Raw genomic sequence first — 26023 nt, 5'->3', positions numbered from 1 at the left:
CATCCGTTGCATGCTCAAAAGAGCCAAGTCAATTGTGCCCACAGACCGCCACTATGCACGACACACAGTGGCGGACGAAGGTTGTGCTCGCTCAGCGCCCCAGCTTGCCGCGCACCATGCCGACCAGGGCGTTCAGTTCTTCGATGCGCATCTTCTTCGCGGCGGCGTAGAAGACCACCAGAAGGACGGCACCGCCGCCGACCAGCGCCACGAGCGATCCCAGAACGCCGGTGCCCAGCCCCTGGATGATCCCGTAGACCGCGGCGCCTGAGAACAGGGTGGCGGGAACGCTCGCGCCGGCCAGCCGGGCGTACGTACGCACCACGTGCGCACCGTCCAAGTCGCCGCCCATCCGCTTGCGCAGCCGCCGCCACGCCACCCCGACGCCGGTGATGTAAGCCAGGCCGTAGGAGGCGGCCATGCCCAGCACCGCCCACCGTGCGGGCAGAAGGAGGTAGCACAGCGCCGAGGCGGCGGCGTTGAACGCGGCGACGATGAGTGTGTTGTAGAAGGGCGTGCGGGTGTCCTCGTACGCGTAGAAGGCGCGCAGCACGACGTACTGGACGGAGAAGGGGATCAGGCCGAGACCGAAGGCCATGAGCATGTAGCCCATGGAGACACCGGCGTCGGAACCGGACCCCGCGAAGATCAGGGTGCACATCGGGATGCCGAGCGCGAGGAAGCCGAAGGCGATCGGCACGATGGCCACGGCGGAGGTGCGCAGGCCCTGCGAGATGTCGTCGCGGACGGCACCGACGTCACCGTCGTGCGCGGAGCGCGACAGGCGCGGCAGCATGGCGGCCATCACGGAGACGGTGATGATCGCCTGCGGCATGTTCCAGATCAGCTGGGCGTTGGAGTACGCCATGTAGCCGGTGCCGGGGTGCCCCTGGCCGGCGGCCTTCTCGCCGGCCAGGGTGGAGAGCTTGGAGACGACGAGGACGCCGGCCTGGTTGGCGAGCACGAACAGCACGGTCCACTTGGCGAGCTTGGCGGCCTTGCCCAGGCCGTGGCCCCGCCAGTCGAAGCGGAGCCGGAGCTTGAACCCGGCGTCGCGCAGGTAGGGGATCATCGCCAGGGCCTGGACGACCAGGCCGAGCAGCGTGCCGATGCCGAGCAGCCGGATGCCGGCCTCGGGGATCGTGGTCACGCCGATCTGCGAGGAGCTGGCGCTGCCGTAGACCCCGATGAACAGCCCGAACGTGCTGATCATGACGACGTTGTTGAGGACCGGGGTCCACATCATCGCGCCGAAGCGGCCGCGGGCGTTGAGCACCTGGCCCATGACCACGTGGACGCCCATGAAGAAGATCGTGGGCACGCAGTACCGGGTGAACAAGACTGCGACCTCGAAGCTGGCCGAGTCCGGAGCGAAGCCGGACATCGCCCGTACCAGCCAGGGCGCCGCGAACACCGCGACGACGGTGAGGGCGCCGAGGATCACCATGACCAGGGTCAGCAGGCGGTTGGCGTACGCCTCGCCGCCGTCCTCGTCCTCCTTCATCGCCCGCACCAGCTGGGGCACGAACACCGAGTTCAGGCCGCCGCCGATGGTCAGGATGAAGATCATCGTGGGCAGGGTGTAGGCGACCTGCCACGCGTCACCGAGGACGGCCGCGCCGAGCGCCGAAGCGATCAGCGCGTTGCGGACGAAGCCGGTGAGCCGGGACACCATGGTGCCCGCGGCCATCACGGCGCTGGACTTCAGCAGATTGCCCGCCTTGCCGCCGGTGCGCCCCGAGGGCTCCGGCGACTCCGGTGCGGACACCGGCTCGGGCTCCGCCGGAGGCACGGCCTGTGGCCCGCTCGCCGGTGCGTACTGCCTGCCCGTGGGCCCGTACTGCTGACCGGCGGACGGGTACTGCTGACCGTCGGCCGGCCGGTCGGGCCCCTGGTACGGGCCGGGACCGCTGTTCTGGGCCGGCGGCCGCTGCGGCTCCGGTGCCCGCTGGTCGCGGTAGAGGTGCGCGAAGGCGTCGGGCTCCGCGGGCCGGTCGACGGCCTGGGTGATCAGGTCGTCCACCCCGACGAACTGGGTGGTCGCCGTGGCGTCGCCGTACGACTGAGGGCGCACGGGGCCCTGCGGCTCGGGTGCCGGCGCGGGCCAGGCCTGCGGGTCGGCAGCCGGTGCGGGCCACGCCTGCGGGTCGGGGGTGTGCCGGGGGGCCGGCGGCTGCTGGTACAGCGGCTGGGCCGGTCCGGCCTGCGGCGGATGGGCCGCCCGGTCGTACAGCGCGTCGGCCACCGGGTCGTGGGCCGTGGGGTCCTGCGAAGGGAAGGGCGACCGGGAGTACGCGTCCTGCACGTAGGGGTCCGGTGCCTGCGGCGGCTGTGGGGACCGGTCCGCGGCGTCGTCGCCCGCAGCCCGGCCGCGGTCACCGTCGTACGGCGCATTCATAGCTGCCCCACCTCATCCGTCGCCGGCCATCCGGCCCCGCCATGTATCAACGGTCCACTTTCTCACCTGAGCCGGACCCGCCCGTGCTTTCCGAACCGGTGTCCGGCTCCGGGTCACCCGGCTGCCTGTCGCCGCCGTCCGTGGGCAGGCCGTCCCGGTCGGTGCCGTCGCGGTCCGGAGCGCCGTCGCCGCCGTCCGAGCCGGCCCCGCCGTCGTCCGTACCGGATCCGCCGTCCGTGCCGCCGTCGTCCTCGCGTGCCGCCGCGCGCTTGCGCTGGAGGTAGATCCGTACGCCGGCGAGCACGAGCAGCAGCACGCCGCCCGCGATGACGAGCATGACCGTAGCGGTGATCTCGGTGACGTTCACCTCGAAGGTCATCGCCCGGCCGTACCGCTTGCCGTCCGCCGTGAACAGCTGCGCGGTGACCTGTACCGGTCCGTTCGCGTTCGCGGTGGTGTCGAACTTGAAGGACTGGCTGTGGCCGCCCTCGACGTCGATCGTCTGCGGTTCGCCCGTGTCCAGGCGGTTGGGCTGCGACGACGTGAGCCGCAGCGTCATGCCCTTGACGCCCCGGACGAGGTTGTTCTGCACCGTGACCGGAATCGTCGCGCTGCGCCCGGAGAGCGTGGCGTCCGACTTCTGGATCAGATGGACCTTCGTCGTCAGACCGTCCAGATAGCTGCGCACGGACTTGCGGAAGGCCTCGGCGCCCTTGGCGTCGCCGCGCCACTCCGTCGACATCATCCGCATGATCGCGTTGCCGAAGGGCGTCTCCACGCGCCACGGCTCGGCCAGGATGACCTTGAAGTCGTCCAGGGCGGTACGCGTCTCCTGCGCCTGCCGGAAGGCGGCCGCGGGCAGCTCCTGCTTGCGCAGCGAGGCCGGGTAGGAGGCCGCGCCGGGCACCTGGCGGGTGGCGTTGGGGTCGGGCTTGGCCTTGGCCGCTTCGCTGAGGTCCTGCGCCTCGGCCCAGCCGCTGTCGTTCACGGCCCGCACCGCCTTCGCCATGGCCTGGGCCTGGCTCGCGGTGGGCATCCGCTGTGGTGCCACGACGATGCTGCGCTGCCGCGACGGGTCCTGGAGATTGACCATCAGGCTCTGGGCGAGGAAGTTCTGCACCGCCAGGTTCGCTGTCCCGGCCCTGGTCAGGTCGCCGGTGAAGGCCGTGGACAGGCCGGCGTCCGCCACGACGGCGGTGTTGCCGCCGCCGATGGGCCGGGCGGAGGTGGGGGTGTACGACAGGCCGCTCTCCCGCATGCTGTCGCTGCGGGCGATCACGTTGTGGGCGCCGGCGGAGGTGGCCACGTCCACGACGGAGGAGTCCACGGCTCCGTCGACGGGCCAGGCGAAGTCGGTACGCGCCTTCACGCCCGGCAGGACGGTCCCCACGGTCCTCGACGCGAGATCGGTGGCCGGGCCGAGGTGGCTCAGAGCGCTGGGCACGACCTTGCCCTTGTGCGCCAGCGAGGCGATGTCGGGGTCGGCGAACGGCATCGCGACGACCTCATGGGCCTGGACGGCCTGCTCCAGGTCGCTCAGCCACTGCTTGGCGACTTCCTGGTTCCGGCCCGCCCTGGTGGTGCCGTTCGGCCCCTCGACCTTGTAGCGGCCGGTCATGGCGTCGACGGTGGCGAGCAGGTCGGGGTCGACGACGAAGGTGACCGGAAGATCCTTGCCGAGCGCCACGAGCTGCTGCAGCCGGCCACCGGGAGCGATCTCGGCCGCCAGCTTGTCGTCGCGGAAGATCGGCGTCTGCTGCTCGTCGCCCTCGGTCTCCGCGGTGAGGTGCGTCTTGGAGATCAGCGGCCACATGTACGCGAGCTTGGTCTTCTTCGCCGCCTCGTCCTCCTGCCAGGGCAGGAACGTGCGCTCGATGCCGAGCACCTGCTCGTACGGCGCGCTCTTGGACCGGCCGGAGAAGGAGACGCCGAGCTGGTAGACGCCGTCCTTGCTCAGCCGCAGCTTCTTGACCGGCACACGCAGCGAGAAGGGCTGCGAGACGCCCGGTGCCAGCTTCTCGACCTTCTCGGCCTTTCCGCCGACCTCCTGGCCGTCCAGCCCTGCGGAGTAGCCGGTGCGCCGGGCGACGTTGTCGATGGAGCTGCGGTTGTTCAGTACGGGGCCGCGGCGGAGTCCGACGTGTCCGTCGGTGATCGTCGCCCTGCCCTTGTTGGTGATGCTGCCCGTGACGGTGACCGCGTCGTCGCTGCGTCCGGCTGCCGGCGGGCTGAGCGAGTCGATGTCGACGTCGACGGTGCGGGAGCCGGAGGGCGCGGCGTGCGCCTCCTGCGCGGGCGGTACCAGCACCAGTCCGGCCAGCAGCGGTGTACCGGCGACCAGCGCAGCGGCGCGTCGCAGCCATCGACCACGCGGCCGTTCGGTTACCGGAAACCCTGCCGCCTCGGCCACGCGCTCGCCCGTCCCTCGTCGTCGTCAGTGGTCGTCGCTATGTGCGTCCACGCATGGTAACGATGACTGCTGTGGCGAAGTGCTGCGGACTGCTCCACCTGATCGTGCGGTACCGGTCTCCGCGGGCTTGTCCCCTTTATTCGCGTCCGCTGTCCGGGCGTCCGCCTGCCGCCGCGCGGGCACGTACCCTGTCCTGTTGTGCCGAACGCCAACAATCACACCCACGCCCCGCAGACCGAGCGCAGCGCAGAGTCGACGCAGGCGCTGAACCAGGTACAGCGCCGCGCCGTCAGTGAGCTGCTGCGCGTATCCCCCGTCGCGGACGATCTGGCCCGTCGCTTCCAGGAGGCCGGGTTCACACTTGCCCTGGTCGGCGGTTCGGTACGGGATGCCCTGCTCGGCCGGCTCGGCAACGATCTGGACTTCACCACGGACGCGCGTCCGGAGGACGTTCTGAAGATCGTGCGGCCCTGGGCGGACGCGCTGTGGGAGGTCGGCATCGCTTTCGGCACCGTCGGCTGCAAGAAGAGCTCCTTCGACATCGAGATCACGACGTACCGCTCCGAGGCGTACGACCGCACCTCGCGCAAGCCCGAGGTGTCCTACGGCGACTCGATCGAGGAAGACCTGGTGCGCCGGGACCTCACGGTGAACGCCATGGCGGTCGCGCTCCCGGAGAAGGAGTTCATCGACCCGCACAACGGCCTGGAGGACCTGGCGGCGCGGGTGCTCCGCACGCCGGGCACCCCGCAGGAGTCCTTCTCCGACGACCCGCTGCGGATGATGCGCGCGGCGCGCTTCGCCGCGCAGCTGGACTTCACGGTGGCGCCCGAGGTGGTGGCCGCGATGGAGGAGATGGCGGACCGGATCGACATCGTCTCCGCCGAGCGGGTGCGTGACGAGCTCAACAAGCTGCTCCTCGGGGTGCACCCCCGCAAGGGCCTGACGCTCCTGGTCGAGAGCGGCATCGCCGACCGGGTGCTGCCCGAGCTGCCCGCGCTACGGCTGGAGAGTGACGAGCATCACCGGCACAAGGACGTCTACGAGCACTCGCTGACCGTCCTGGAGCAGGCCATGGACCTGGAGGAGGACGGCCCGGACCTGGTGCTGCGGCTGGCGGCGATCCTTCACGACATCGGCAAGCCGCGGACGCGGCGGTTCGAGAAGGACGGCCGGGTCTCCTTCCATCACCACGAGGTGGTGGGCGCGAAGATGACCAAGAAGCGCATGATCGCGCTGAAGTACTCCAACGAGATGGTCAAGGACGTCGCGCGTCTGGTCGAGCTGCACCTGCGGTTCCACGGCTACGGCACGGGCGAGTGGACGGACTCGGCGGTCCGCCGGTACGTGCGGGACGCCGGGCCACTGCTGACGCGGCTGCACAAGCTGACGCGCTCGGACTGCACGACGCGCAACAAGCGCAAGGCCAATGCCCTCTCGCGGGCGTACGACGGGCTCGAGGAGCGCATCGCGCGGCTTCAGGAGCAGGAGGAACTGGACGCGATCCGCCCGGACCTGGATGGCAACGACATCATGCAGGTACTGGACATCGCGCCCGGCCCGCAGGTCGGCAAGGCCTACAAGCACCTGCTGGAGCTGCGGCTGGAGCACGGCCCGATGGACCGGGAGGCGGCGGTCGGGGCGCTCAAGGAATGGTGGGCCGCACAGAGCTGACCCATGAGCGGCCGGGTGGGCCCGGCCGCTCATGTTTCACGTGAAACATCCCGCGCATCGCCTCGGTCGTCTCCCGGCCGGGGCGATGTTTCACGTGAAACACGTGCTCGCGCCATGGTGACGGCGAGGGCCAGATGGATCACGGCCACGCCGATGATCAGTGCGGGCGAGCGTCCGTCGAGTGGCAGTACCAGGGCCGCGACCCCGGCCGCGCCGACGAAGGCGGTGTGGAAGAGGACGTCGTAGAGGGCGAAGACCCGGCCGCGGAACACATCGTCGACGGCGTGCTGCACCTCCGTGTCCGTGGCGATCTTCGCGCCCTGTGTGGCGAGGCCGAGGACGAAGGCCGCGATGAGTACGGGCACCAGGGCGAAGGACAGACTGAGCGCGGGGACCAGTACGGCGGCCGTTCCGGCACACATCGCGATCCAGCCGGTGGCGGTCAGTCGGGCCACCGCCCATGGGGTCACTACTGCGGCGGTGAAGAACCCGACGCCCGAGGCGGCGACCGCCAGCCCCAGTGTGGCCATGCCGTCCGGTCCGTTCTGCGGCCAGTAGGCACGGCACAGCATCAGCACCGTGATCGTCAGCGCGCCGTAGCAGAAGCGCATCAGCGCCATCGTTCCCAGGGCACGCGCGGCTGACCGGCGCTTCCGGAGGTGGGCCAGTCCGGCGGTGAGCCCGCGGGCGGTGTCCAGCAGCGCGTCGGCAATCCGCGGGGACGCCCGGCGGGGGTCCGGGCCGAGGAGGCCCACAGGGATGCGTTGCGCGACGCCGGCGGCACACAGGTAGAGGACGGCGCCGAGGAGGACGGCGGCCACGTCGGACTTCACGCCCGCGAGCTGTACGGCGAAGGCGAGGCCACCGCCCGCGGTGGCGGCCAGCGTGCCGGCCGTGGGGGACAGGGAGTTGGCCACCACCAGGGCCTCGGCGTTGTCGACGACCCGGGGCAGCGCTGCCGACAGTCCGGCCAGGACGAAGCGGTTGACCGCGGTGACGCTGAGCGCGGAGACGTAGAAGAGCCAGTCCGGCGCACCGGCGAGGAGCAGCAGAGTGGTCGCGCCGGCCAGGACGGCGCGCAGCAGATTGCCGTGGAGCAGGACCTGGCGGCGGCGCCAGCGGTCCAGGAGCACGCCGGCGAACGGCCCGAGTACGGAGTAGGGGAGCAGCAGCACCGCCATGGCGGAGGCGATGGCCGTGGGGGAGGTCTGCTTCTCGGGCGAGAAGACGACGTAGGAGGCGAGGGCGACCTGGTACACGCCGTCGGCAGCCTGGGAGAGCAGCCGGACGGCCAGCAGCCGGCGGAAGTCGCGGCGGCGGAGAAGTACGCGGAGATCACGCGCGGCGGGCATGGGCCACAGCTTCACACAGGCCGCGGGCCCCTGGGGAGACTTCCCAGGGGCCCGCGGGTCAGGACGGTGCGGTCGCGTCGGCGTCCGCCGGTCGCCGGGTCAGCGCTCGACCTCGCCCTTGATGAACTTCTCGACGTTCTCCCGGGCCTCGTTGTCGAAGTACTGCACCGGCGGGGACTTCATGAAGTACGAGGAGGCGGAGAGGATCGGGCCGCCGATGCCGCGGTCCTTGGCGATCTTCGCGGCGCGCAGCGCGTCGATGATGACGCCGGCGGAGTTCGGGGAGTCCCAGACCTCGAGCTTGTACTCCAGGTTCAGCGGGACGTCACCGAAGGCGCGGCCCTCCAGGCGGACGTAGGCCCACTTGCGGTCGTCCAGCCAGGCGACGAAGTCCGACGGACCGATGTGGACGTTGTCCTCACCCAGGTCGCGGTCGGGGATCTGGGAGGTGACGGCCTGCGTCTTGGAGATCTTCTTGGACTCCAGGCGCTCGCGCTCGAGCATGTTCTTGAAGTCCATGTTGCCGCCGACGTTCAGCTGCATCGTGCGGTCCAGGATGACGCCCCGGTCCTCGAAGAGCTTGGCCATCACGCGGTGCGTGATCGTGGCGCCCACCTGGGACTTGATGTCGTCACCGACGATGGGGACGCCCGCCTCGGTGAACTTGTCCGCCCACTCCTTGGTGCCGGCGATGAAGACCGGGAGAGCGTTGACGAAGGCGACCTTGGCGTCGATGGCGCACTGGGCGTAGTACTTCGCCGCGTCCTCGGAGCCGACGGGGAGGTAGCAGACCAGGACGTCGACCTGCTGGTCCTTGAGGACCTGGACGATGTCGACGGGGGCCTCGTCGGACTCCTCGATGGTCTGGCGGTAGTACTTGCCGAGACCGTCGAGGGTGTGGCCGCGCTGGACGTTCACGCCGGTGCGCGGCACGTCGCAGATCTTGATGGTGTTGTTCTCGCTGGCGCCGATGGCGTCGGCGAGGTCGAGGCCGACCTTCTTGGCGTCGACGTCGAAGGCAGCCACGAACTCGATGTCACGCACGTGGTAGTCACCGAACTGCACGTGCATCAGACCGGGCACGCGGCTGTCCGGGTCGGCGTCCTTGTAGTACTCGACGCCCTGCACCAACGAGGCGGCGCAGTTGCCCACGCCGACGACGGCTACGCGAACCGAACCCATTCCGGTTGCTCCCTGTTTGTTCTCGACGCGGCTCCGCGGCTGCGGAGCCTCATGTGGCGGTGTCATCGGACGGATCCGGCCGGGATCCACCCCGGTTGCGGGGCAGGCCGCCCGTCTCTCCTGACTCGTTACGGTCCGGGTCTGCGGAGTCCGGGGCACGCTGGTCGCGCCCGGCCCGCTCGCTCTCGATCAGCTCGTTCAGCCAGCGCACTTCGCGCTCCACGGACTCCAGGCCATGTCGCTGCAGCTCGAGGGTGTACTGGTCGAGCCGCTCACGGCGGGTCAGCGAGGCGCGCATCCTCTCGAGGCGCTCCTCCAGGCGGCTGCGCCTGCCCTCCAGTACGCGCATGCGGACATCGCGTGAGGTCTGCCCGAAGAAGGCGAACCGGACACCGAAGTGCTCGTCCTCCCAGGCGTCGGGCCCCGAGTGGGCGAGCAGCTCTTCGAAGTGCTCCTTCCCCTCGGCCGTCAGCCGGTAGACGATCTTGGCTCGGCGCCCCGCGAGCGATGTCGCGGGGGTGCCGGGAGCCGTTCCTCCCCCGGTCTCCTCGGTCAGCCAGCCATGTGCGACCAAGGACTTCAGGCAGGGATAGAGGGTGCCGTAGCTGAACGCTCGGAAGACACCCAGCGAGGTGTTGAGCCGTTTCCGCAGCTCGTACCCGTGCATGGGTGACTCGCGCAACAGACCGAGCACGGCGAATTCGAGGATGCCGGACCGTCTGCTCATCCTCCGCCTCCTCAGTCGTCTGCGTTCTTTATGCCGAGCTGATGTATCGACTCGATACATCCAGACGATAGAACGGGACACCGGGTGGGACAAGGGCGCGAACGGTGAACGGGATCACATCGCCGATTCGACGTAGCCAACGTGACTGATTTGGAGTGAATTCCGAGCCTGGGCAGGTTTTGGCCGTGCGTAGTCTGTGCGGCATGCAGACTGCCGGGAACCAGGTGGCGAGAAGTGGCGTCTCCGTCCCCGGTGTAGTGCGGCCCGTGCGAGTGACCAGTGCGGGCCGTGTTGTCGGGGGGACCTGAAGTGAACTGCCGCCTTCAGGCGATGTATAGCGCGCCTGCCCGAGGAGTAACCGTTCCATGAGCGAGCACCGTCGCAAACCGCCGCAGCCGCAAGGTGGCGGACGTGCCGCGGCCCGACGCGCCGCACAGCAGCAATCAAGTGGCCGCCGCGCTGCGCGCGGCCCGGCGCAGGGTTCTGCCTCCGCCGCCTCCCCGTCCGGCGCGCCTGGGCAGGAGCCTCCGTATCAGGGGCGGGCGGCGGCGCGCAGGGCTGCGCAGCGCGGCGGGCGCCGGCGAGCGCCCGAAGCCGCGGCCGTTGCGGGCCGCGGCCGCCGGGGCGGTGGCAGTGCCGGAGGTGGCGGCCGGCCGCCCAAGAAGCGGTTCATCGACTATCCGCGCGCGGGCCGGGACGGAGCACGTCGCTGGGTGCCGTCCTGGCGCCTGGTGCTGGGCAGCTGCCTTGGCTTCATCGCCTTCGTACTCGGGCTGTCGGGCATCGCGCTGGCGTACGTCGATGTTCCCGACCCGCAGAAGCTCTCGCAGGTGCAGAAGAACGTCTACTACTGGGACGACGGCAAGCAGATGGTCGTCGCGGGTGGCGGCGAGCTCAACCGCACGATCGTGCCGATCAGCCAGATCCCGACGGAGATGCAGGACGCGGTGATCTCCGCGGAGAACGCCTCGTTCGAGACGGACTCCGGCGTCGACCCGATGGGCATCGCCCGTGCGGTGGTCAAGATGGCCATGGGTGGCGACACCCAGAGTGGTTCGACGATCACCCAGCAGTACGTGAAGAACACGTACCTGAACCAGGAACAGACGCTCAAGCGCAAGATCACCGAGCTGTTCATCTCGATAAAGGTGGGCACCTCGGAGCCCAAGGACAAGATCCTGGCCGGGTACCTCAACACGGCGTACTACGGGCGGGGCGCCTACGGTATCCAGGCGGCGTCGCGCGCCTACTACAACAAGGACTCCGAGGACCTCACCAGGAGCGAGAGCGCCTTCCTCTCCTCGTTGCTCAACGGTCCCAACCTGTACGACCCGTTCGTCACGACGGAGAGCAAGGGCGCGAACCTGAAGCGGGCCAAGGCGCGCTGGTCGTGGACGCTGGACCGGGAAGTCCAGGTGGGCCGGCTGTCCAAGGCCAAGCGGGCTGAGATCACGGACGACGACTTCCCCATGCCGCGGCCGCCGAAGAAGGCGATGGACCTGCGGGGCCAGAAGGGCTACCTCGTCGACCTCGCGAACAACTACATCACCGCCAACACGAACATCTCGGAAGCTGAGCTCAAAAAGGGCGGCTACGCGATTCACACCACCTTCGACCGCAAGAAGATGGGTCAGCTGACCCAGGCGGTCGAGAAGGTCTCGAAGAAGGCGCTGAAGCCCGAGCAGCGTGCGGTCGACAAGTACGTTCAGTTCGGCGGGGCCTCGGTCGAGCCGAAGAGCGGCAAGATCCGTGCGATCTACGGCGGCAAGGACGCCACGGAGCACTACACGAACAACGCCGACTACACCGGCGTCCAGGTCGGCTCCACGTTCAAGCCGTTCGTCCTGGCCGCGGCCATGGACAAGGGCGTGCGGAGTCCGAGCAACCCGGCCATCCGTACCCCCGTGTCGCCGAGCAGCATGTACAACGGCGACAACAAGCTGCGACTGCTCAACTACGACCGGACCGTCTGGCACGACAAGGACGGCAACGAGTGGCACCAGGCCAACGACGGCAACGAGGACAAGGGCCGGGTCAGCCTGCGGACCGCCATGCAGTACTCGGTCAACACGCCCTACATCCAGCTGGGCATGGACGTGGGCCCGGAGGTGGTCAAGCAGGAGGCGATCGCCGCCGGTCTGCGGGACGACAACAGCATGGCGCGGACGACGCCGACCTTCTCCCTGGGGACCTCGGCCCCCAGCGCGATCCGGCTGGCTGGTGCGTACGCCACCTTCGCTGCCAGCGGTCAGCAGACCGACCCGTACTCCGTGGAGTCGGTGACCAAGGACGGCGTGGAGAAGTTCAACCACAGGGATGTGGCGAAGACCAAGCAGGCCTTCGACCCGAACGTGGCCGACAACGTCACGGATGTCCTCAAGAACGTCGTCAAGAAGGGCACTGGCACGGCGGCCCAGCTGCCGGACGGCCGGGAAGCGGCCGGCAAGACCGGTACCACCGATGACAACAAGTCGGCGTGGTTCGCGGGCTACACCAAGCAGCTGGCCACCACGATCGGCATGTGGCGCGTCAACGACCAGGCCAAGGTCCAGAAGTTCCTGAAGATGTACGGCGTCGGCGGCCAGGACAAGATCCACGGAGCGTCGTTCCCCTCGGAGATCTGGCGCGACTACATGATGGAGGCCATGAAGGGAGAGCCCATGGTGGCCTTCCCGCCGCCGCAGCAGATCGGCAAGGTCGTCTACGGCGAGAGCGCCAGCCCGACCCCGACGCCGACGAAGACGGAGGAGCCGTCGGAGGAGCCGTCGGAGGAGCCGTCCGAGACCCCGAGCGACGATGCCTCCCCGAGCGCCACGCCGACCGAGACCTGTTCACCCTGGGACATCGGCTGCAAGGACAACGGTGGTCAGAACGGCGGGCCCTCGGGCGATCCCGGTGACCCCGGGGACGAGCCGTCTCCGCCGGAGACCGAGACACCAGGTGGCGATGACGGCGGCTTCTTCGGAGGCCCGAACGGCATCGACAACTGACCGCACGCTGTTTCACGTGAAACGCTCGACCGGTTTCACGTGAAACAGCGAGCAACACGACAAGCCCCCGCCCGGCATGCCGGGCGGGGGCTTCGCCGTCTCCAGCACAGGGACGTGCGGCAGGATGACCCCATGACGAGCGTGCGACAGGACGAGCCCGTACGGCCGACGCAGCGGGACGAGGTGGCGGCGGCCGGCAGCGAGCTGATCGGAGGCCCCTCAGGCCGCCGCGTACTGCTCGGCGCGAGCTGGTGGACGCCGGTCCGCATCATCGCCCTGGTCGCCCTGGGGATGTTCGCCCTGGGGATGGTGCAGAAGCTGCCCTGCTACAACGGCGCCTGGTTCCTCGGCGCCACCAGCCAGTACACCCATGCCTGCTACTCCGACATCCCGCACCTCTACGTCGGACGCGGCTTCGCCGAGAATCTGGTCCCCTACTTCGACCGGATCCCCGGCGACATGCAATACCTCGAATACCCGGTACTCACCGGGGTGTTCATGGAGGTGGCCTCCTGGGTGACGCCCCACAGCGGCACGATGCAGTACCGGGAGCAGATCTACTGGCTGGCCAACGCCGGGATGCTCATGGTCTGCGCCGCCGTCATCGCGGTCTGCGTGGCCCGCACCCACCGCCACCGCCCGTGGGACGCGCTGCTCGTCGCCCTGGCGCCGGCCTTCGCACTGACCGCCACCATCAACTGGGACCTGCTCGCGGTCGCGCTGACGGCCGTGGCGATGCTGCTGTGGTCGCGCAGCCGCCCGCTCGCCGCCGGAGTCTTCATCGGGCTGGCGACCGCGGCCAAGCTCTACCCCGTCCTCCTGCTGGGCCCGTTGTTCGTCCTGTGCTGGCGGGCCGGCAAGTGGCGTGCCTTTGGAGCGGCGACGGGCGGCGCGGTCTTCTCCTGGCTGGCGGTGAACCTGCCGGTGATGCTGCCGGCCTGGGAAGGCTGGCAGAAGTTCTACACCTTCAGTCAGGAGCGCCCGATCGACTTCGGCTCCGTCTGGTTGCTGATCTCCCAACGGACCGGCAACGCGCTGGAGCACGCCAACACCTACGCGACGTTGCTGATGATCGTCGGCTGCGGAGCCGTCGCGCTGCTCGCCCTCTACGCGCCGCGTCGCCCGCGCCTGGCCCAGCTGGCGTTCCTGGTCGTTGCGCTCTTCATCCTGACCAACAAGGTCTACTCCCCGCAGTACGTGCTCTGGCTGGTGCCGCTGGCCGTGCTGGCCCGGCCGCGCTGGCGGGACTTCCTGGTCTGGCAGGCCTGCGAGGTCATGTACTTCCTCGGTATCTGGCTGTACCTCGCCTACAGCGGCAGCGGGGACAAGCACCAGGGGCTGCCGCCGGAGGGCTACCAACTGGCGATCACCCTGCACCTGTTGGGCACGCTGTACCTGTGCGCCTTGGTGGTCAGGGACATTCTGCTGCCCGACCGGGACGGGGTGCGCAGGGACGGCACCGACGATCCCTCGGGCGGTGTCCTGGACGAAGCGCCGGACGTGTTCGTCCTCGGGCGGCAGTACCACGCCCCGCCGCACACCGTCCCGTACGAGGGCGTGCCACGGGTCGAGTGGGGACCGGCGCGGGACTGAGCGCCGGGTCGGGAACCCGGTCGGCAGGGCGGCCGGCGAAACGCGGCGGGCCCGGGCGTACGGCAGGAGTGCCGTGCGTCCGGGCCCGGGGCTTTTGGTGCCGGTAGGCCGCGGGTCAGCGGTCCACGATGCGGTCGAACTGCGTGGTGGTGTGGCGGAGGTGGGCCACCAGCTCCTCGCCGACCTTCGGCTCGGGAGCGTCGCTCGGCACGAACAGGATGGAGACCTGCATGTGCGGCGGCTCGGCGAACCAGCGCTGCTTGCTGCCCCAGACGTACGGCGAGAGGTTGCGGTTCACCGTCGCCAGGCCCGCCCGTGCGACGCCCTTGGCGCGCGGCATTACGCCGTGCAGCGCCTTCGGCGACTCCAGGCCGACGCCGTGCGAGGTGCCGCCGGCCACCACGACCAGGTAGCCGTCGGAGGCCGCCTTCTGCTGCCGGTAGCCAAAGCGGTCGCCCTTGGCCACCCGGGTGACGTCCAGGACCGAGCCGCGGTACTCCGTGGCGTCGTGGTCCCCGAGCCAGAGGCGGGTACCGATCCGGGCCCGGAAACGGGTCTGCGGGAACTGGGCCTGCAGCCGGTGCAGCTCATCGGCCTTGAGGTGGCTGACGAACATGGTGTGCAGCGGCAGCCGCGCGTTACGCAGCCGGTCCATCCAGCCGATGACCTCGTCGACGGCGTCGGTGCCGTCGGTGCGGTCCAGCGGCAGGTGGATGGCGAAGCCTTCCAGCCGTACGTTCTCGATCGCCGAGGTCAGCATCGGCAGCTCCTCCGGCGTGACGCCGTGCCGCTTCATGCTGCTCATGACCTCGATCACGACCCGGGCGCCGGCCAGGCCGCCGAGCCCCTGGACGGAGGAGACCGAGCGGATCGCCCGGTCCGGCAGCGGTACCGGCTCCTCGCCGTGCCGGAACGGCGTCAGGACGAGCAGGTCACCGCTGAAGAAGTCCTTGATGCGGGCCGCTTCGTAGGTGGTGCCGACGGCCAGCAGGTCGGAACCCAGGCGGGTGGCCTCGTCGGCGAGGCGCTCGTGACCGAAGCCGTAGCCGTTGCCTTTGCAGACCGGGACCAGTCCCGGGAACTGCTGCAGCACCTGCTGCTGGTGCGCCCGCCAGCGCGCGGTGTCGACGTAGAGGGTGAGCGCCATGGCCGGCCCGTGAACCTTTCTCGTGGCTGTGGTGCGTGGATCTGTGGGGAACGTCGCAGGCGAGTGGTCAGCGCCGCGACATGTAGATGTCCAGCGCCTTGTGCAGGAACTTGTTCAGCGGGAAGTCCCACTCGCCCAGGTACTCCGCCGCCTGCCCGCCGGTGCCGACCTTGAACTGGATCAGGCCGAAGAGATGATCCGTCTCGTCCAGCGAGTCGCTGATGCCGCGCAGGTCGTAGACGGTCGCGCCGAGCGCGTAGGCGTCCCGCAGCATCCGCCACTGCATCGCGTTGGACGGGCGGACCTCACGGCCGATGTTGTCGGACGCGCCGTACGAGTACCAGACATGCCCCCCGACGACCAGCATCGTCGCCGCGGAGAGGTTCACCCCGTTGTGGCGGGCGAAGTACAGCCGCATGCGGTTGGGGTCCTCGCTGTTGAGGGCCGTCCACATGCGCTGGAAGTAGCTCAGCGGCCGCGGGCGGAACTGGTCACGCACCGCGGTGATCTCGTACAGCCGCTGCCATTCGGCGAGGTCCTCGTAGCCGCCCTGGACGACCTCGACGCCGGCCTTGTCGGCCTTCTTGATGTTGCGGCGCCACAGCTGGTTGAAGCCCTTGTGGACGTCCTCCAGCGAGCGGTTCTCCAGCGGCACCTGGTAGACGTAGCGGGGCTGTACGTCGCCGAAGCCCGCGCCGCCGTCCTCGCCCTGCTGCCAGCCCATACGGCGCAGGCGGTCGGCGACCTCGAAGGCGCGCGGCTCGATGTGGGTGGCCTCCACGTCACGCAGCCGCTTGACGTCGGGGTCCTGAATGCCGCCCTTGATCGCGGCCGCGTCCCAGCGGCGGATGATGACCGGCGGGCCCATCTTCACGGAGAAGGCACCCTGCTGCTTCAGATGCGCGAGCATCGGGCGCAGCCAGTCCTCCAGGTTCGGGGAGTACCAGTTGATGACGGGGCCCTCGGGCAGGTACGCGAGGTACCGCTTGATCTTGGGCAGCTGGCGGTAGAGGACCAGCCCGGCGCCGACGAGCTGCCCGGCGGAGTCGAACCAGCCCAGGTTCTCCGAGCGCCACTCGGACTTCACGTCGGCCCAGGCCGGAACCTGCATGTGACTCGCCGCGGGCAGGCTCTGGATGTATGCCAGATGCTGCTCTCGACTGATGGTCCTCAGGGTCAGGCTCATGCGGGGCGCTCCTCGGCAGGTTTGTCCCCGTGGTCGGGGCTCCGGCTCTCGCGCCGAAGCCTACTGCGCCAAGGGAGCGCCCCGTCTGGGCCTACGGACGCACACGCCCGTACGTCATCGGTGCGGTCAGCCCAGTACGCCTCCGAAGAGGCCTCCGTGCGCCATGCCGAGGAAGAACCCGAGCGCCGCAGCGCCGAGGCCGATGATCAGCAGGAAGCGCTCACCGGTGGTCACGGAGATGAACTGTCCCCAGGCGCCCGTGGCGATACCGACGAGGCCGGCCCAGGAGCTGAGCAGGTGCAGATGGGTGAAGGCGGCGGAGATCACGGCGATGAGCCCCAGTACGAGGGTGACCGCGGCGAGGGTGTTCTCGACCGGATGCGCCTTGCCGTCGCTGTTCAGCACGGCGAGCAGGCCGTGCTGCTGGGACTTCTGGGGCTGTACTGCATGTGCCATGCGGCACCTCCGTAGACAGGGCGGCGCACTGTAACGCCGCTCACACCCGTTGTGTTCCAGATTGAGGGGATCCCCGGCCTGATTTCAACCGGAAGCCTTCCGGCAGGTACTCTGTACGGTCTGCGCCCATGTCTGTCCGCATTCGCTGTACGGGCCGGGCGCGGAACGCATCACGACCCTCCTGCCACGGAACGACCGTGGCCGCTGAGTCCAAAGGAGGTGGGTTCCACATGCGTCACTACGAGGTGATGGTCATCCTCGACCCCGATCTGGAGGAGCGCGCTGTCTCCCCCCTGATCGAGAACTTCCTTTCCGTCGTCCGTGAGGGCAACGGCAAGGTCGAGAAGGTCGACACCTGGGGCCGTCGTCGTCTCTCGTACGAGATCAACAAGAAGCCCGAGGGCATCTACTCGGTCATCGACCTCCAGGCCGAGCCGGCCGTCGTCAAGGAGCTCGACCGTCAGATGAACCTGAACGAGTCGGTCCTCCGGACCAAGGTCCTCCGTCCCGAGACCCACTGACCGCGTAAGCGTTCAGCGGACATCGGGTTCGAGTAGCAACACAGCAGCCAGCAGCACACCCGCCGAGAGGTTCCCCTAATGGCAGGCGAGACCGTCATCACGGTCGTCGGCAATCTTGTCGATGACCCCGAGCTGCGCTTCACCCCGTCCGGTGCGGCGGTCGCGAAGTTCCGCGTCGCGTCCACTCCCCGCACCTTCGACCGTCAGACCAATGAGTGGAAGGACGGCGAGAGCCTGTTCCTGACCTGCTCGGTGTGGCGTCAGGCGGCGGAGAACGTCGCCGAGTCCCTCACGCGGGGTACCCGCGTGATCGTGCAGGGCCGCCTGAAGCAGCGGTCGTACGAGGACCGCGAGGGCGTGAAGCGCACGGTCTACGAGCTCGACGTCGACGAGGTCGGCGCGAGCCTGCGCAATGCCACGGCCAAGGTCACCAAGACCAGCGGCCGGGGTGCTCAGGGCGGCGGCTTCGGCGGCGGCCCGCAGGGCGGCGGCCAGGGCGGCGGCGGCTGGGGCGGTGGCCCCGGCGGCCAGCAGGGCGGCGGGGGCGGGGCTCCCGCCGACGACCCCTGGGCGACCAGTGCTCCTGCAGGCGGTGGCCAGCAGGGTGGCGGCGGTGGCGGCTGGGGCGGCGGCTCCGGCGGCGGCTACTCGGACGAGCCGCCCTTCTAGGCACGTACGTCTGGCACGTACACGCGGGGCTGTTTCACGTGAAACACGGTTTCACGTGAAACGTGGGCCCGGTGGCCTGAGGGCGCCAGCACAAACTTCTTGAAACTCACTGGAGAGAGACAATGGCGAAGCCGCCTGCTCGCAAGCCGAAGAAGAAGGTTTGCGTGTTCTGCAAGGAGAAGATCTCCTACGTCGACTACAAGGACACGAACCTGCTGCGGAAGTTCATTTCCGACCGCGGCAAGATCCGTGCCCGCCGAGTCACCGGCAACTGCACCCAGCACCAGCGTGACGTCGCCACGGCCGTGAAGAACAGCCGTGAGATGGCGCTGCTGCCCTACACCTCCACCGCGCGATAAGGGAAGGGTGACCGAAACATGAAGATCATCCTCACCCACGAGGTCTCCGGCCTCGGCACCGCCGGCGACGTCGTTGACGTCCGTGACGGTTACGCCCGTAACTACCTGGTCCCGCGCGGTTTCGCTATCCGCTGGACCAAGGGTGGCGAGAAGGACGTCGAGCAGATCCGCCGCGGTCGCAAGATCCGCGAGATCGCGTCGGTCGAGCAGGCCAACGAGATCAAGGGTCAGCTCGAGGGCGTCAAGGTGAAGCTGGCCGTCCGCGCCGGTGACGCCGGCCGCCTGTTTGGCTCCGTCACCCAGGCCGACATCGCCTCGGCGATCAAGGCTGCCGGTGGCCCGGACGTGGACAAGCGTCGCGTGGAGGTCGGTTCGCCGATCAAGACCCTGGGCGCGCACCAGGTCTCCGTGCGCCTGCACTCCGAGGTTGTCGCCAACCTCGGCGTCGAGGTCGTCGCTGCCTGAGTGCAGTCCGATCGCACGGCCTCATCACCGGCCGCGGGCAGCAGCCCGCTGACGCGGCACGGTGAGCGAGTCACACAGCAGGGGCCGCATCCTTCCGGGATGCGGCCCCTGCTGCTGTCCGGCGGGCCGGTGGGCCCTGCTGCCCGTCCTCAGCGGGCGGCGCCCGTCACGATCCAGCGGCCGGAGCGGGTACGGATCCACAGGGTCAGCATGCGGACCACCATCATCAGCGTCATCGACCACCACAGGGCTGTCAGCCCGCCGCCCAGCGCCGGCACGGCCAGGGCCACCGGTGCGAAGACCGCCAGCGTGACCAGCATCGCCCCGGCGAGGTACGGCCCGTCCCCCGCGCCCATCAGCACGCCGTCGAGAACGAAGACGATGCCGGAGACGGGCTGGCTCACCGCCACCACCAGCAGGGCCGGCAGCAGGACGTCCTTCACGGCCGGGTCGGCGGTGAACAGCGGGATGAACAACGGCCGGGCCAGCGCGACCAGGATGCCCAGCACCACTCCCGCGGCGATGCCCCACTCGACCATGCGGCGGCAGGCGGCCTTGGCTCCGTCCACGTCTCCCGCGCCGAGATAGCGCCCGATGATGGCCTGGCCCGCGATGGCGATCGCATCCAGCGCGAAGGCCAGCAGCGACCACAGGGTCAGGATGATCTGGTGGGCGGCCACATCGGCGTCGCCGAGCCGTGCCGCCACCGCCGTCGCGATCATCAGTACGGCACGCAGGGAGAGGGTGCGCACGAGCAGCGGCACGCCGGCCTGCGCGGAGGCGCGGATGCCGGCAGCGTCGGGGCGCAGCGAGGCGCCGTGGCGGCGGGCGCCTCGTACGACCACCGTGAGGTAGACGGCCGCCATGCCGCACTGGGCGATCACGGTGCCCCAGGCGGAGCCGGCGATCCCCAGGCCGGCGCCGTAGACGAGGCCCATGTTGAGGACGGCGTTGACCGTGAAGCCGCCGATGGCGACGTAGAGCGGGGTTCTGGTGTCCTGCAGGCCGCGGAGCACGCCGGTGGCGGCGAGTACGACGAGCATCGCCGGGATGCCGAGGGCGCTGATGCGCAGGTAGGTGGTGGCGTACGGAGCCGCTGTGGTGGAGGCGCCGAACACATCGACCAGCCAGGGGGCGGTGGGCAGTACGACGACGATCACTGCGGCGCCGAGGAGGAGGGCGAGCCAGATGCCGTCCATGCCCTGGCGGATCGCCGCGGAGAGATCTCCGGCGCCGACGCGGCGGGCGACGGCCGCCGTGGTGGCGTACGCGAGGAAGACGAAGACGGAGACGGCCGTCGTGAGGAGGGCGGCGGCGACGCCGAGCCCGGCCAGCTGCGGGGTGCCGAGGTGGCCGATGACGGCGCTGTCGACCATGACGAAGAGCGGTTCCGCGACGAGCGCGCCGAACGCGGGAAGGGCGAGTGCGATGATCTCGCGGTCGTGCCTGCGGCCGGTGCGCCGGGGCTTCGCGGGAGCCTGTGTCATGCACCCAATCTAATCTTCCACAGGTAAGAGACACAACTGCATAGTGCTCCTTACTTTCCACAGTGTGGAGTACGTGTCTCCACACCGATTGTCGCGATCTTGAACAGGTTGCCGAAGTTTTTCTCCCCCACAGGCTATGGATGAGAAAAGTGCAGGTCAGGGGCGGTGGGAAGGGGTGATTGTGTGTTTGTCCACACTGATTTCCCCCGCGCCGTGCACAGGATCCGGGGGGTTCTCCACAGGTTGGGGGCGATCATCCACATGGCCTGTGGATAACCAGATTGGCGGACGGTGCCCACAGGCCTACCGTTATGCGGCGCCCCTTCCCCGTGCCGGTCCCTGGATTCATCCGAACTCGTCGCGCCGTAAGCGGAGTCGGGTGACTCGTTTGTCAGAGCAGTGCCGTAAGAAAGAAGGGCACAGCAAGGTCCGCACCGCGGACGGGAAGAGGTGGCGTGGTGAGCATGCCCGAGGCCATGGAGGACCCCTGGGCCGACGCCGGCCCCGGCGACCGGCTGCCCGCTCCCTCCCGCCGGAACGACGGCAAGGGGCGCGGCCGCGAGGACCGGTTCGACCGCGAGGACAGCGGCGGCGCGTGGTCCGGCGGTGGCTTCGAGCGGGTCCCGCCGCAGGACCTGGACGCGGAGCAGTCCGTACTGGGCGGCATGCTGCTCTCCAAGGACGCCATCGCCGACGTGGTGGAGGTCCTCAAGGGCCACGACTTCTACCGCCCCGCGCACGAGCTGGTCTATCAGGCCGTCCTCGACCTGTACGCCAAGGGCGAGCCCGCCGACCCGATCACCGTCGCCGCCGAGCTGACCAAGCGCGGCGAGATCGGCCGGGTGGGCGGCGCGTCGTACCTGCACACCCTTGTGCAGTCCGTGCCGACCGCGGCCAACGCGGAGTACTACGCCGAGATCGTTCACGAGCGGGCGGTGCTGCGCCGGCTGGTCGAGGCCGGTACGAAGATCACGCAGATGGGATACGCCGCCGACGGCGACGTAGACGAGATCGTCAACAGCGCGCAGGCGGAGATCTACGCCGTCACCGAGCAGCGCACCAGCGAGGACTACCTCCCGCTCGGCGACATCATGGAGGGCGCGCTCGACGAGATCGAGGCGATCGGCTCCCGCCAGGGCCAGATGACCGGCGTCCCCACCGGCTTCTCCGACCTGGACTCCCTGACGAACGGCCTGCACCCCGGCCAGATGATCGTCGTCGCGGCCCGTCCGGCGATGGGTAAGTCCACGCTCGCGCTGGACTTCGCCCGGGCATGTTCGATCAAGCACAACATGCCGAGCGTGATCTTCTCGCTCGAAATGGGCCGCAACGAGATCGCGATGCGTCTGCTGTCCGCCGAGGCGCGGGTGGCGCTGCACCACATGCGCTCCGGCGCGATGACGGACGAGGACTGGACCCGGCTGGCCCGCCGCATGCCCGACGTCTCGGCCGCGCCGCTCTTCATCGACGACTCGCCGAACCTCTCGATGATGGAGATCCGGGCGAAGTGCCGCCGCCTCAAGCAGCGGCAGGACCTCAAGCTCGTGGTCATCGACTATCTGCAGCTGATGCAGTCCGGTGGCTCCAAGCGCGTCGAGAGCCGCCAGCAGGAGGTCTCGGACATGTCCCGTAACCTCAAGCTGCTGGCCAAGGAGCTGGAGCTGCCGGTCATCGCGCTCTCGCAGCTGAACCGTGGTCCCGAGCAGCGTACGGATAAGAAGCCGCAGGTCTCCGACCTCCGAGAGTCCGGATCGATCGAGCAGGACGCCGACATGGTCATCCTGCTGCACCGCGAGGACGCCTACGAGAAGGAGTCCCCCAGAGCCGGCGAGGCGGACATCATCGTCGGCAAGCACCGTAACGGCCCCACCGCCACCATCACCGTCGCCTTCCAGGGCCACTACTCCCGCTTCGTGGACATGGCCCAGACGTGACGCGGTAGCCGAGCGGGGCGAGGTGCCCCCCGTTGTCCTTGCCGCCGGCGCGTCGATGCGTCGGCGGCTCACGTCGTTCATGGGTCCGGGCTCGCCGAATGCGTTTGCTGGGCAGGGGCGTTGCGTGGTGCTCTGCGAGCATGGGGGCATGACGGAGTGGGGTGGCGTGGTGGTGTCCTCGGACGCGGAGCGCGAAGGCGCGGAGCTGTTGGCGGGCACCCGGCGGGAGCTGTGGCGGCGACTGGCCGTCGGGCAGTCCGAGGGGCGTGCACCGTCGATGGCCGGTGCGGTCGTACGGGACGGGCGGCCGGCCTGGCTGGGGCTGCGGGGGACGGTCGACGGCGCGGTGCCGCACGGCGATGTGCAGTACCGCATCGGCTCGATCACCAAGACGTTCGTGGCGGTGCTGGTCATGCGGCTGCGGGACGAGGGGCTGCTCGACCTCGCGGATCCGGTCGGCAAGCACCTCAAGGACACTCCGGTGCCGGACGCGACGGTCGCGCAGCTGCTCGCGCACAGTGCGGGCCTGGCGGCCGAGGCACGCGGGCCGTGGTGGGAGCGCACGCCGGGGAGGCTGCGGCCGGGCTCTGCCGACCTCTTCGGCGAGCGGCCGCGCCGCCACCCCGCGGGGCGGCGGCACCACTACTCCAACCCCGGATACGCGCTGCTGGGCGCGCTCGTCGAGCGGCTCCGCGGCGATACGCACTGGGGTGAGGTGCTGCGGCGTGAGGTGCTGGAGCCACTGGGTATGACGCGTACGACGCTCGAACCGGTCGCGCCGCATGCGACGGGCTGGGCGGTGCACCCGTGGGCGGATGTGCTGCTGCCCGAACCTGCCGAGGACACCGGCCTGATGGCCCCGGCGGGCCAGCTGTGGTCCACGGCGGCGGACCTGTGCCGGTGGGCGGCGTTCCTGTCCCGCGGCGACGAACGAGTGCTGAGCGCGACGAGCGTCGCCGAGATGCGGACCCCCGCGGTGCCGGCGGAGGGCGACTGGACCACGGGCTACGGCCTGGGGCTGCAGCTGCTGCGGACGGACGACGGCCGGGTGCTGGCCGGGCACACCGGCTCCATGCCGGGCTTTCTGGCGTCGCTGTGGATCGGCGCGGATCCCCGCACGGACGAGGGGCTGGCGGGTCTCGCGCTGGCCAACTGCACGTCGGGCCCGGCGGTGAGCGGTATCGCCGCCGATCTCGTACGGATCGTCGCCGAGCGGGAGCCGCGGATCCCCGCGCCGTGGCGACCGCTGGCCGGCCCCCTGGACGAGGAGCTGCTGGCGCTGACCGGTCCCTGGTACTGGGGCGCCAGCCCGTTCGTCCTGCGGCTGCGTGCGGACCGGGAGCTGGAGCTGGGCCCGGTGTCGGGCGGCGGCCGCAGCTCGCGGTTCAGGCCGTCGGAGGACGGCACCTGGACGGGGCTGGACGGCTACTACGCGGGGGAGACGCTGCGCGCCGTGCGGGCCGGGGACGGCTCGGTGAGCCACCTGGACCTGGGCACGTTCGTGTTCACCCGCGCCCCGTACGAGCCGGCGGCGCCGGTGCCGGGCGGCGTCGACCAAGGCGGCTGGCGCACAGAGGGCTGAGACGCCGGGTCGAGGCGTCAACGGGGACCGGTAGCGGGACGCCCGTGGACAGCGGGTGCCGGAGGCGGGGCGGCGGGGCGGACGTACAGTCGAGCCAGATATCAGGAGTGCCCGGGAGCCGCCGTCGTGCGGGGCCCGCTACCGCTGGAAGGCCACTGTGACTGCCGTGAACGATGCGACCGCGACCGCGAACTCCGACTCCCCGGCGCTGCTCGACCTGCCGCCGCTCACCGCGGCGCACTTCGCGCGGATCGAGGACAAGGTCGCCGCGCTGATGGGGACCGAAGCGGACGTCGTGACGATGCAGGGCGAGGCGCTGCTGCCGCTGGAGGCATGCATCCGCTCGGCCGTCAGGCCCGGCAGCACCGCGCTGAACATCATCACCGGACCGTACGGCGAGACCTTCGGCGGCTGGCTGCGGTCCTGCGGCGCCGACGTCGTGACGATCAGTGCGCCGTTCACCGGTGCGGTCTCGCCGCAGCAGGTGGCGGACGCGCTGCGGGAGAACCCCGCCATCGAATTCGTGAGCCTGGTGCACGCCGAGGCCGCGACCGGCAACACCAACCCCGTGGCCGAGATCGGCGCCGTGGTGCGGGAGCACGGGGCGCTGCTGATGCTGGACGCGGTCGCGTCGGTGGGTGCCGAGCCGCTGCGTACCGACGAGTGGGGCGTGGACCTGTGCGTGATCGGCGGACAGAAGGCGCTGGCGGGCCCGGCCGGGGTCTCGGTCGCTTCGGTGAGCGCCCGTGCCTGGGAGCGGATCGCCGCCAACGAGCAGGCTCCGCGCCGCTCCTACCTCTCGCTGCAGGACTGGAAGGACCGCTGGATCGACGGTGGCCGTAAGGCCCTGCCGCACGCTCCGGCGCAGCTGGAGATGCTGGCACTGGAGCAGGCCGTGGACCGGGTGGCGGCCGAGGGGCTGGACGCCGTCATCACCCGTCACCGTGCGGCAGCAGCTGCGACGCGTGCGGGCGTACGTGCCCTGGGCGGTCTGACGCCGTATGTGCTCCGCGACGAGGACGCGGCGCCGGCGGCGACGACGCTGCGGGCGCCGGAGGGGCCGGACGCCCGCGAGATCGTGGCCGCTGCGCTGGCCGCCGACGGTGGGGTGCCGCTGCAGGCCGCGGCCGGCACGCTGGCCACCGAGATGATCCGCCTCAACCACTACGGCCGCGCCGCGGACCGGGGAGTGGTGTTCGCCGCGCTGTCCGCACTGGCCGCGGGGCTGCGCACGCTGGACGCCGAGCCGGACACGGACGCCGCTGTGAAGGCTGCCGGAGCCGCATGGGACGCGGTGATCGGGGGCTGACCCCTTCGTGCAGGGCGCCCAGGAGGGGGCGACTGGTCTGCAGGCGGCAGTACCGGCCTGGCTAGGCCAGTCGGGTGACTTTTGGGCCTGTAGGCCGCGATAAGAGCTGAGTGGGGCCGTGTTTCACGTGAAACACGGCCCCACAGTCATGTGTGGGCGACGCGGCCACGTTGGCGGGGGGGGGAGGCCGTGCCGGGCATCCGCCGGGCGGCATGTGCGGCTGTGCGCCAGCACCCGTGTCCGGGGGCAGTCGCGTGTCCGAGACATCCGTGTCCGGGGGCAGTCGCGTGTCCGAGGCACTCGTGTCCAGGGGTAGTCGCGCCCGCGGGGAGCCCGGCGGGTCCTGGTCTGACGAGCATCGGCAGCCCGAGGCGGTCGTTCGGCATCCATTCACCTGAAAACGGAACGCTGGACCCCCAACTCCCCTAATTTAACGATCACTTGGGTGGGTAGTTGAGCGGCCAGAAGGTAGCCGAAGGGGGGCAGGTGGCACCCCTTTTTTTGAGCCGGCCCACTCGCATCTGCCGGGGGCAGCTCGGCGGCTGTCCGATAAACGGAATCGACAGCCCGGTTCGGGGAGTG

The 26023-nt window shown here is 69.8% G+C and carries 19 protein-coding genes; 10 read left to right on the top strand and 9 right to left on the bottom strand.

The window, feature by feature from the left end:
- Positions 1 to 91: 91 nt before the first annotated feature.
- Positions 92 to 2398, bottom strand: coding sequence for a murein biosynthesis integral membrane protein MurJ (gene murJ / locus ACZ6WH_RS21280; protein ID WP_469729916.1), 2307 nt, complete (start codon positions 2396 to 2398; stop codon positions 92 to 94).
- A gap of 46 nt (positions 2399 to 2444) precedes the next feature.
- Positions 2445 to 4808: a DUF6049 family protein gene (locus ACZ6WH_RS21275; protein ID WP_469729915.1), complete on the bottom strand. Its 2364-nt coding sequence runs from the start codon at positions 4806 to 4808 to the stop codon at positions 2445 to 2447.
- Positions 4809 to 5006: 198 nt separating this feature from the next.
- Between ACZ6WH_RS21275 and ACZ6WH_RS21270 the strand changes: the two genes are divergently transcribed.
- On the top strand, positions 5007 to 6482 hold the full coding sequence (locus ACZ6WH_RS21270; protein ID WP_469729914.1) for a CCA tRNA nucleotidyltransferase: 1476 nt from the start codon (positions 5007 to 5009) through the stop codon (positions 6480 to 6482).
- Positions 6483 to 6511: 29 nt separating this feature from the next.
- On the opposite strand, the gene ACZ6WH_RS21265 is transcribed toward ACZ6WH_RS21270, so the two are convergent.
- The 3 genes from ACZ6WH_RS21265 to ACZ6WH_RS21255 form a co-directional block, all read right to left on the bottom strand.
- Positions 6512 to 7834, bottom strand: a complete 1323-nt coding sequence (locus tag ACZ6WH_RS21265; RefSeq protein ID WP_469729913.1) for an MFS transporter — start codon at positions 7832 to 7834, stop codon at positions 6512 to 6514.
- A gap of 99 nt (positions 7835 to 7933) precedes the next feature.
- Positions 7934 to 9016 (bottom strand): inositol-3-phosphate synthase, encoded by a 1083-nt coding sequence (locus tag ACZ6WH_RS21260; RefSeq protein ID WP_469729912.1) that lies wholly within the window; start codon positions 9014 to 9016, stop codon positions 7934 to 7936.
- A 49-nt stretch (positions 9017 to 9065) separates the two neighbouring features.
- Positions 9066 to 9743: a PadR family transcriptional regulator gene (locus ACZ6WH_RS21255; protein WP_432856893.1), complete on the bottom strand. Its 678-nt coding sequence runs from the start codon at positions 9741 to 9743 to the stop codon at positions 9066 to 9068.
- 365 nt (positions 9744 to 10108) lie between these two features.
- Here ACZ6WH_RS21255 and ACZ6WH_RS21250 point away from each other — a divergent pair, with 365 nt between their 5' ends.
- Positions 10109 to 12733: a transglycosylase domain-containing protein gene (locus ACZ6WH_RS21250; RefSeq protein ID WP_469729911.1), complete on the top strand. Its 2625-nt coding sequence runs from the start codon at positions 10109 to 10111 to the stop codon at positions 12731 to 12733.
- A 132-nt stretch (positions 12734 to 12865) separates the two neighbouring features.
- Positions 12866 to 14326: a glycosyltransferase family 87 protein gene (locus ACZ6WH_RS21245; protein ID WP_469729910.1), complete on the top strand. Its 1461-nt coding sequence runs from the start codon at positions 12866 to 12868 to the stop codon at positions 14324 to 14326.
- A 115-nt stretch (positions 14327 to 14441) separates the two neighbouring features.
- Here ACZ6WH_RS21245 and ACZ6WH_RS21240 read toward each other — a convergent pair whose 3' ends face one another.
- From ACZ6WH_RS21240 to ACZ6WH_RS21230, 3 genes are all read right to left on the bottom strand, one after another.
- Positions 14442 to 15473: an alanine racemase gene (locus ACZ6WH_RS21240; RefSeq protein ID WP_361553300.1), complete on the bottom strand. Its 1032-nt coding sequence runs from the start codon at positions 15471 to 15473 to the stop codon at positions 14442 to 14444.
- Positions 15474 to 15540: 67 nt separating this feature from the next.
- Positions 15541 to 16659: a lipid II:glycine glycyltransferase FemX gene (locus ACZ6WH_RS21235; RefSeq protein WP_432856899.1), complete on the bottom strand. Its 1119-nt coding sequence runs from the start codon at positions 16657 to 16659 to the stop codon at positions 15541 to 15543.
- Between the two features lie 126 nt (positions 16660 to 16785).
- Positions 16786 to 17115, bottom strand: coding sequence for a hypothetical protein (locus ACZ6WH_RS21230; RefSeq protein ID WP_432856902.1), 330 nt, complete (start codon positions 17113 to 17115; stop codon positions 16786 to 16788).
- A 230-nt stretch (positions 17116 to 17345) separates the two neighbouring features.
- Between ACZ6WH_RS21230 and rpsF the strand changes: the two genes are divergently transcribed.
- The 4 genes from rpsF to rplI all read left to right on the top strand — a co-directional run bounded on the left by rpsF (position 17346) and on the right by rplI (position 19129).
- Positions 17346 to 17636 carry a 30S ribosomal protein S6 gene (gene rpsF / locus ACZ6WH_RS21225; protein WP_003978891.1) on the top strand — a complete coding sequence of 97 codons (291 nt, stop codon included), beginning with the start codon at positions 17346 to 17348 and terminating at the stop codon, positions 17634 to 17636.
- Positions 17637 to 17714: 78 nt separating this feature from the next.
- Positions 17715 to 18305 (top strand): single-stranded DNA-binding protein, encoded by a 591-nt coding sequence (locus ACZ6WH_RS21220; RefSeq protein ID WP_361553290.1) that lies wholly within the window; start codon positions 17715 to 17717, stop codon positions 18303 to 18305.
- A 122-nt stretch (positions 18306 to 18427) separates the two neighbouring features.
- Positions 18428 to 18664: a 30S ribosomal protein S18 gene (gene rpsR, locus ACZ6WH_RS21215; RefSeq protein WP_003978893.1), complete on the top strand. Its 237-nt coding sequence runs from the start codon at positions 18428 to 18430 to the stop codon at positions 18662 to 18664.
- A gap of 18 nt (positions 18665 to 18682) precedes the next feature.
- On the top strand, positions 18683 to 19129 hold the full coding sequence (rplI, locus tag ACZ6WH_RS21210) for a 50S ribosomal protein L9 (protein WP_361553287.1): 447 nt from the start codon (positions 18683 to 18685) through the stop codon (positions 19127 to 19129).
- Positions 19130 to 19278: 149 nt separating this feature from the next.
- Here rplI and ACZ6WH_RS21205 read toward each other — a convergent pair whose 3' ends face one another.
- Positions 19279 to 20616 (bottom strand): MATE family efflux transporter, encoded by a 1338-nt coding sequence (locus tag ACZ6WH_RS21205; RefSeq protein WP_469729909.1) that lies wholly within the window; start codon positions 20614 to 20616, stop codon positions 19279 to 19281.
- 464 nt (positions 20617 to 21080) lie between these two features.
- On the opposite strand from ACZ6WH_RS21205, the gene dnaB reads away from it, so the two are divergent.
- The 3 genes from dnaB to ACZ6WH_RS21190 all read left to right on the top strand — a co-directional run bounded on the left by dnaB (position 21081) and on the right by ACZ6WH_RS21190 (position 25441).
- Positions 21081 to 22550 carry a replicative DNA helicase gene (gene dnaB / locus ACZ6WH_RS21200; protein ID WP_432864514.1) on the top strand — a complete coding sequence of 490 codons (1470 nt, stop codon included), beginning with the start codon at positions 21081 to 21083 and terminating at the stop codon, positions 22548 to 22550.
- A 148-nt stretch (positions 22551 to 22698) separates the two neighbouring features.
- Entirely contained in the window at positions 22699 to 24132 is a 1434-nt protein-coding gene (locus tag ACZ6WH_RS21195; RefSeq protein ID WP_469729908.1) for a serine hydrolase domain-containing protein, read from the top strand.
- A 157-nt stretch (positions 24133 to 24289) separates the two neighbouring features.
- The gene (locus ACZ6WH_RS21190) at positions 24290 to 25441 is read left to right on the top strand and encodes a pyridoxal-phosphate-dependent aminotransferase family protein (protein ID WP_469729907.1); all 1152 of its coding nucleotides are present in this window, start codon (positions 24290 to 24292) and stop codon (positions 25439 to 25441) included.
- Positions 25442 to 26023 lie beyond the last annotated feature (582 nt).

The organism is Streptomyces sp. NPDC050806 (assembly GCF_055586425.1).
This window is presented reverse-complemented; position numbering and strand designations above follow the sequence as displayed.

Coding starts and splice junctions, on each gene's coding strand:
- murJ (WP_469729916.1), bottom strand. CDS start 2,398: ATGAATGCGCCGTACGACGGTGACCGCGGCCGGGCTGCGGGCGACGAC.
- ACZ6WH_RS21265 (WP_469729913.1), bottom strand. CDS start 7,834: ATGCCCGCCGCGCGTGATCTCCGCGTACTTCTCCGCCGCCGCGACTTC.
- ACZ6WH_RS21260 (WP_469729912.1), bottom strand. CDS start 9,016: ATGGGTTCGGTTCGCGTAGCCGTCGTCGGCGTGGGCAACTGCGCCGCC.
- ACZ6WH_RS21255 (WP_432856893.1), bottom strand. CDS start 9,743: ATGAGCAGACGGTCCGGCATCCTCGAATTCGCCGTGCTCGGTCTGTTG.
- ACZ6WH_RS21250 (WP_469729911.1), top strand. CDS start 10,109: ATGAGCGAGCACCGTCGCAAACCGCCGCAGCCGCAAGGTGGCGGACGT.
- ACZ6WH_RS21245 (WP_469729910.1), top strand. CDS start 12,866: ATGACGAGCGTGCGACAGGACGAGCCCGTACGGCCGACGCAGCGGGAC.
- ACZ6WH_RS21240 (WP_361553300.1), bottom strand. CDS start 15,473: ATGGCGCTCACCCTCTACGTCGACACCGCGCGCTGGCGGGCGCACCAG.
- ACZ6WH_RS21235 (WP_432856899.1), bottom strand. CDS start 16,659: ATGAGCCTGACCCTGAGGACCATCAGTCGAGAGCAGCATCTGGCATAC.
- ACZ6WH_RS21230 (WP_432856902.1), bottom strand. CDS start 17,115: ATGGCACATGCAGTACAGCCCCAGAAGTCCCAGCAGCACGGCCTGCTC.
- rpsF (WP_003978891.1), top strand. CDS start 17,346: ATGCGTCACTACGAGGTGATGGTCATCCTCGACCCCGATCTGGAGGAG.
- ACZ6WH_RS21220 (WP_361553290.1), top strand. CDS start 17,715: ATGGCAGGCGAGACCGTCATCACGGTCGTCGGCAATCTTGTCGATGAC.
- rpsR (WP_003978893.1), top strand. CDS start 18,428: ATGGCGAAGCCGCCTGCTCGCAAGCCGAAGAAGAAGGTTTGCGTGTTC.
- rplI (WP_361553287.1), top strand. CDS start 18,683: ATGAAGATCATCCTCACCCACGAGGTCTCCGGCCTCGGCACCGCCGGC.
- ACZ6WH_RS21205 (WP_469729909.1), bottom strand. CDS start 20,616: ATGACACAGGCTCCCGCGAAGCCCCGGCGCACCGGCCGCAGGCACGAC.
- dnaB (WP_432864514.1), top strand. CDS start 21,081: ATGCCCGAGGCCATGGAGGACCCCTGGGCCGACGCCGGCCCCGGCGAC.
- ACZ6WH_RS21195 (WP_469729908.1), top strand. CDS start 22,699: ATGACGGAGTGGGGTGGCGTGGTGGTGTCCTCGGACGCGGAGCGCGAA.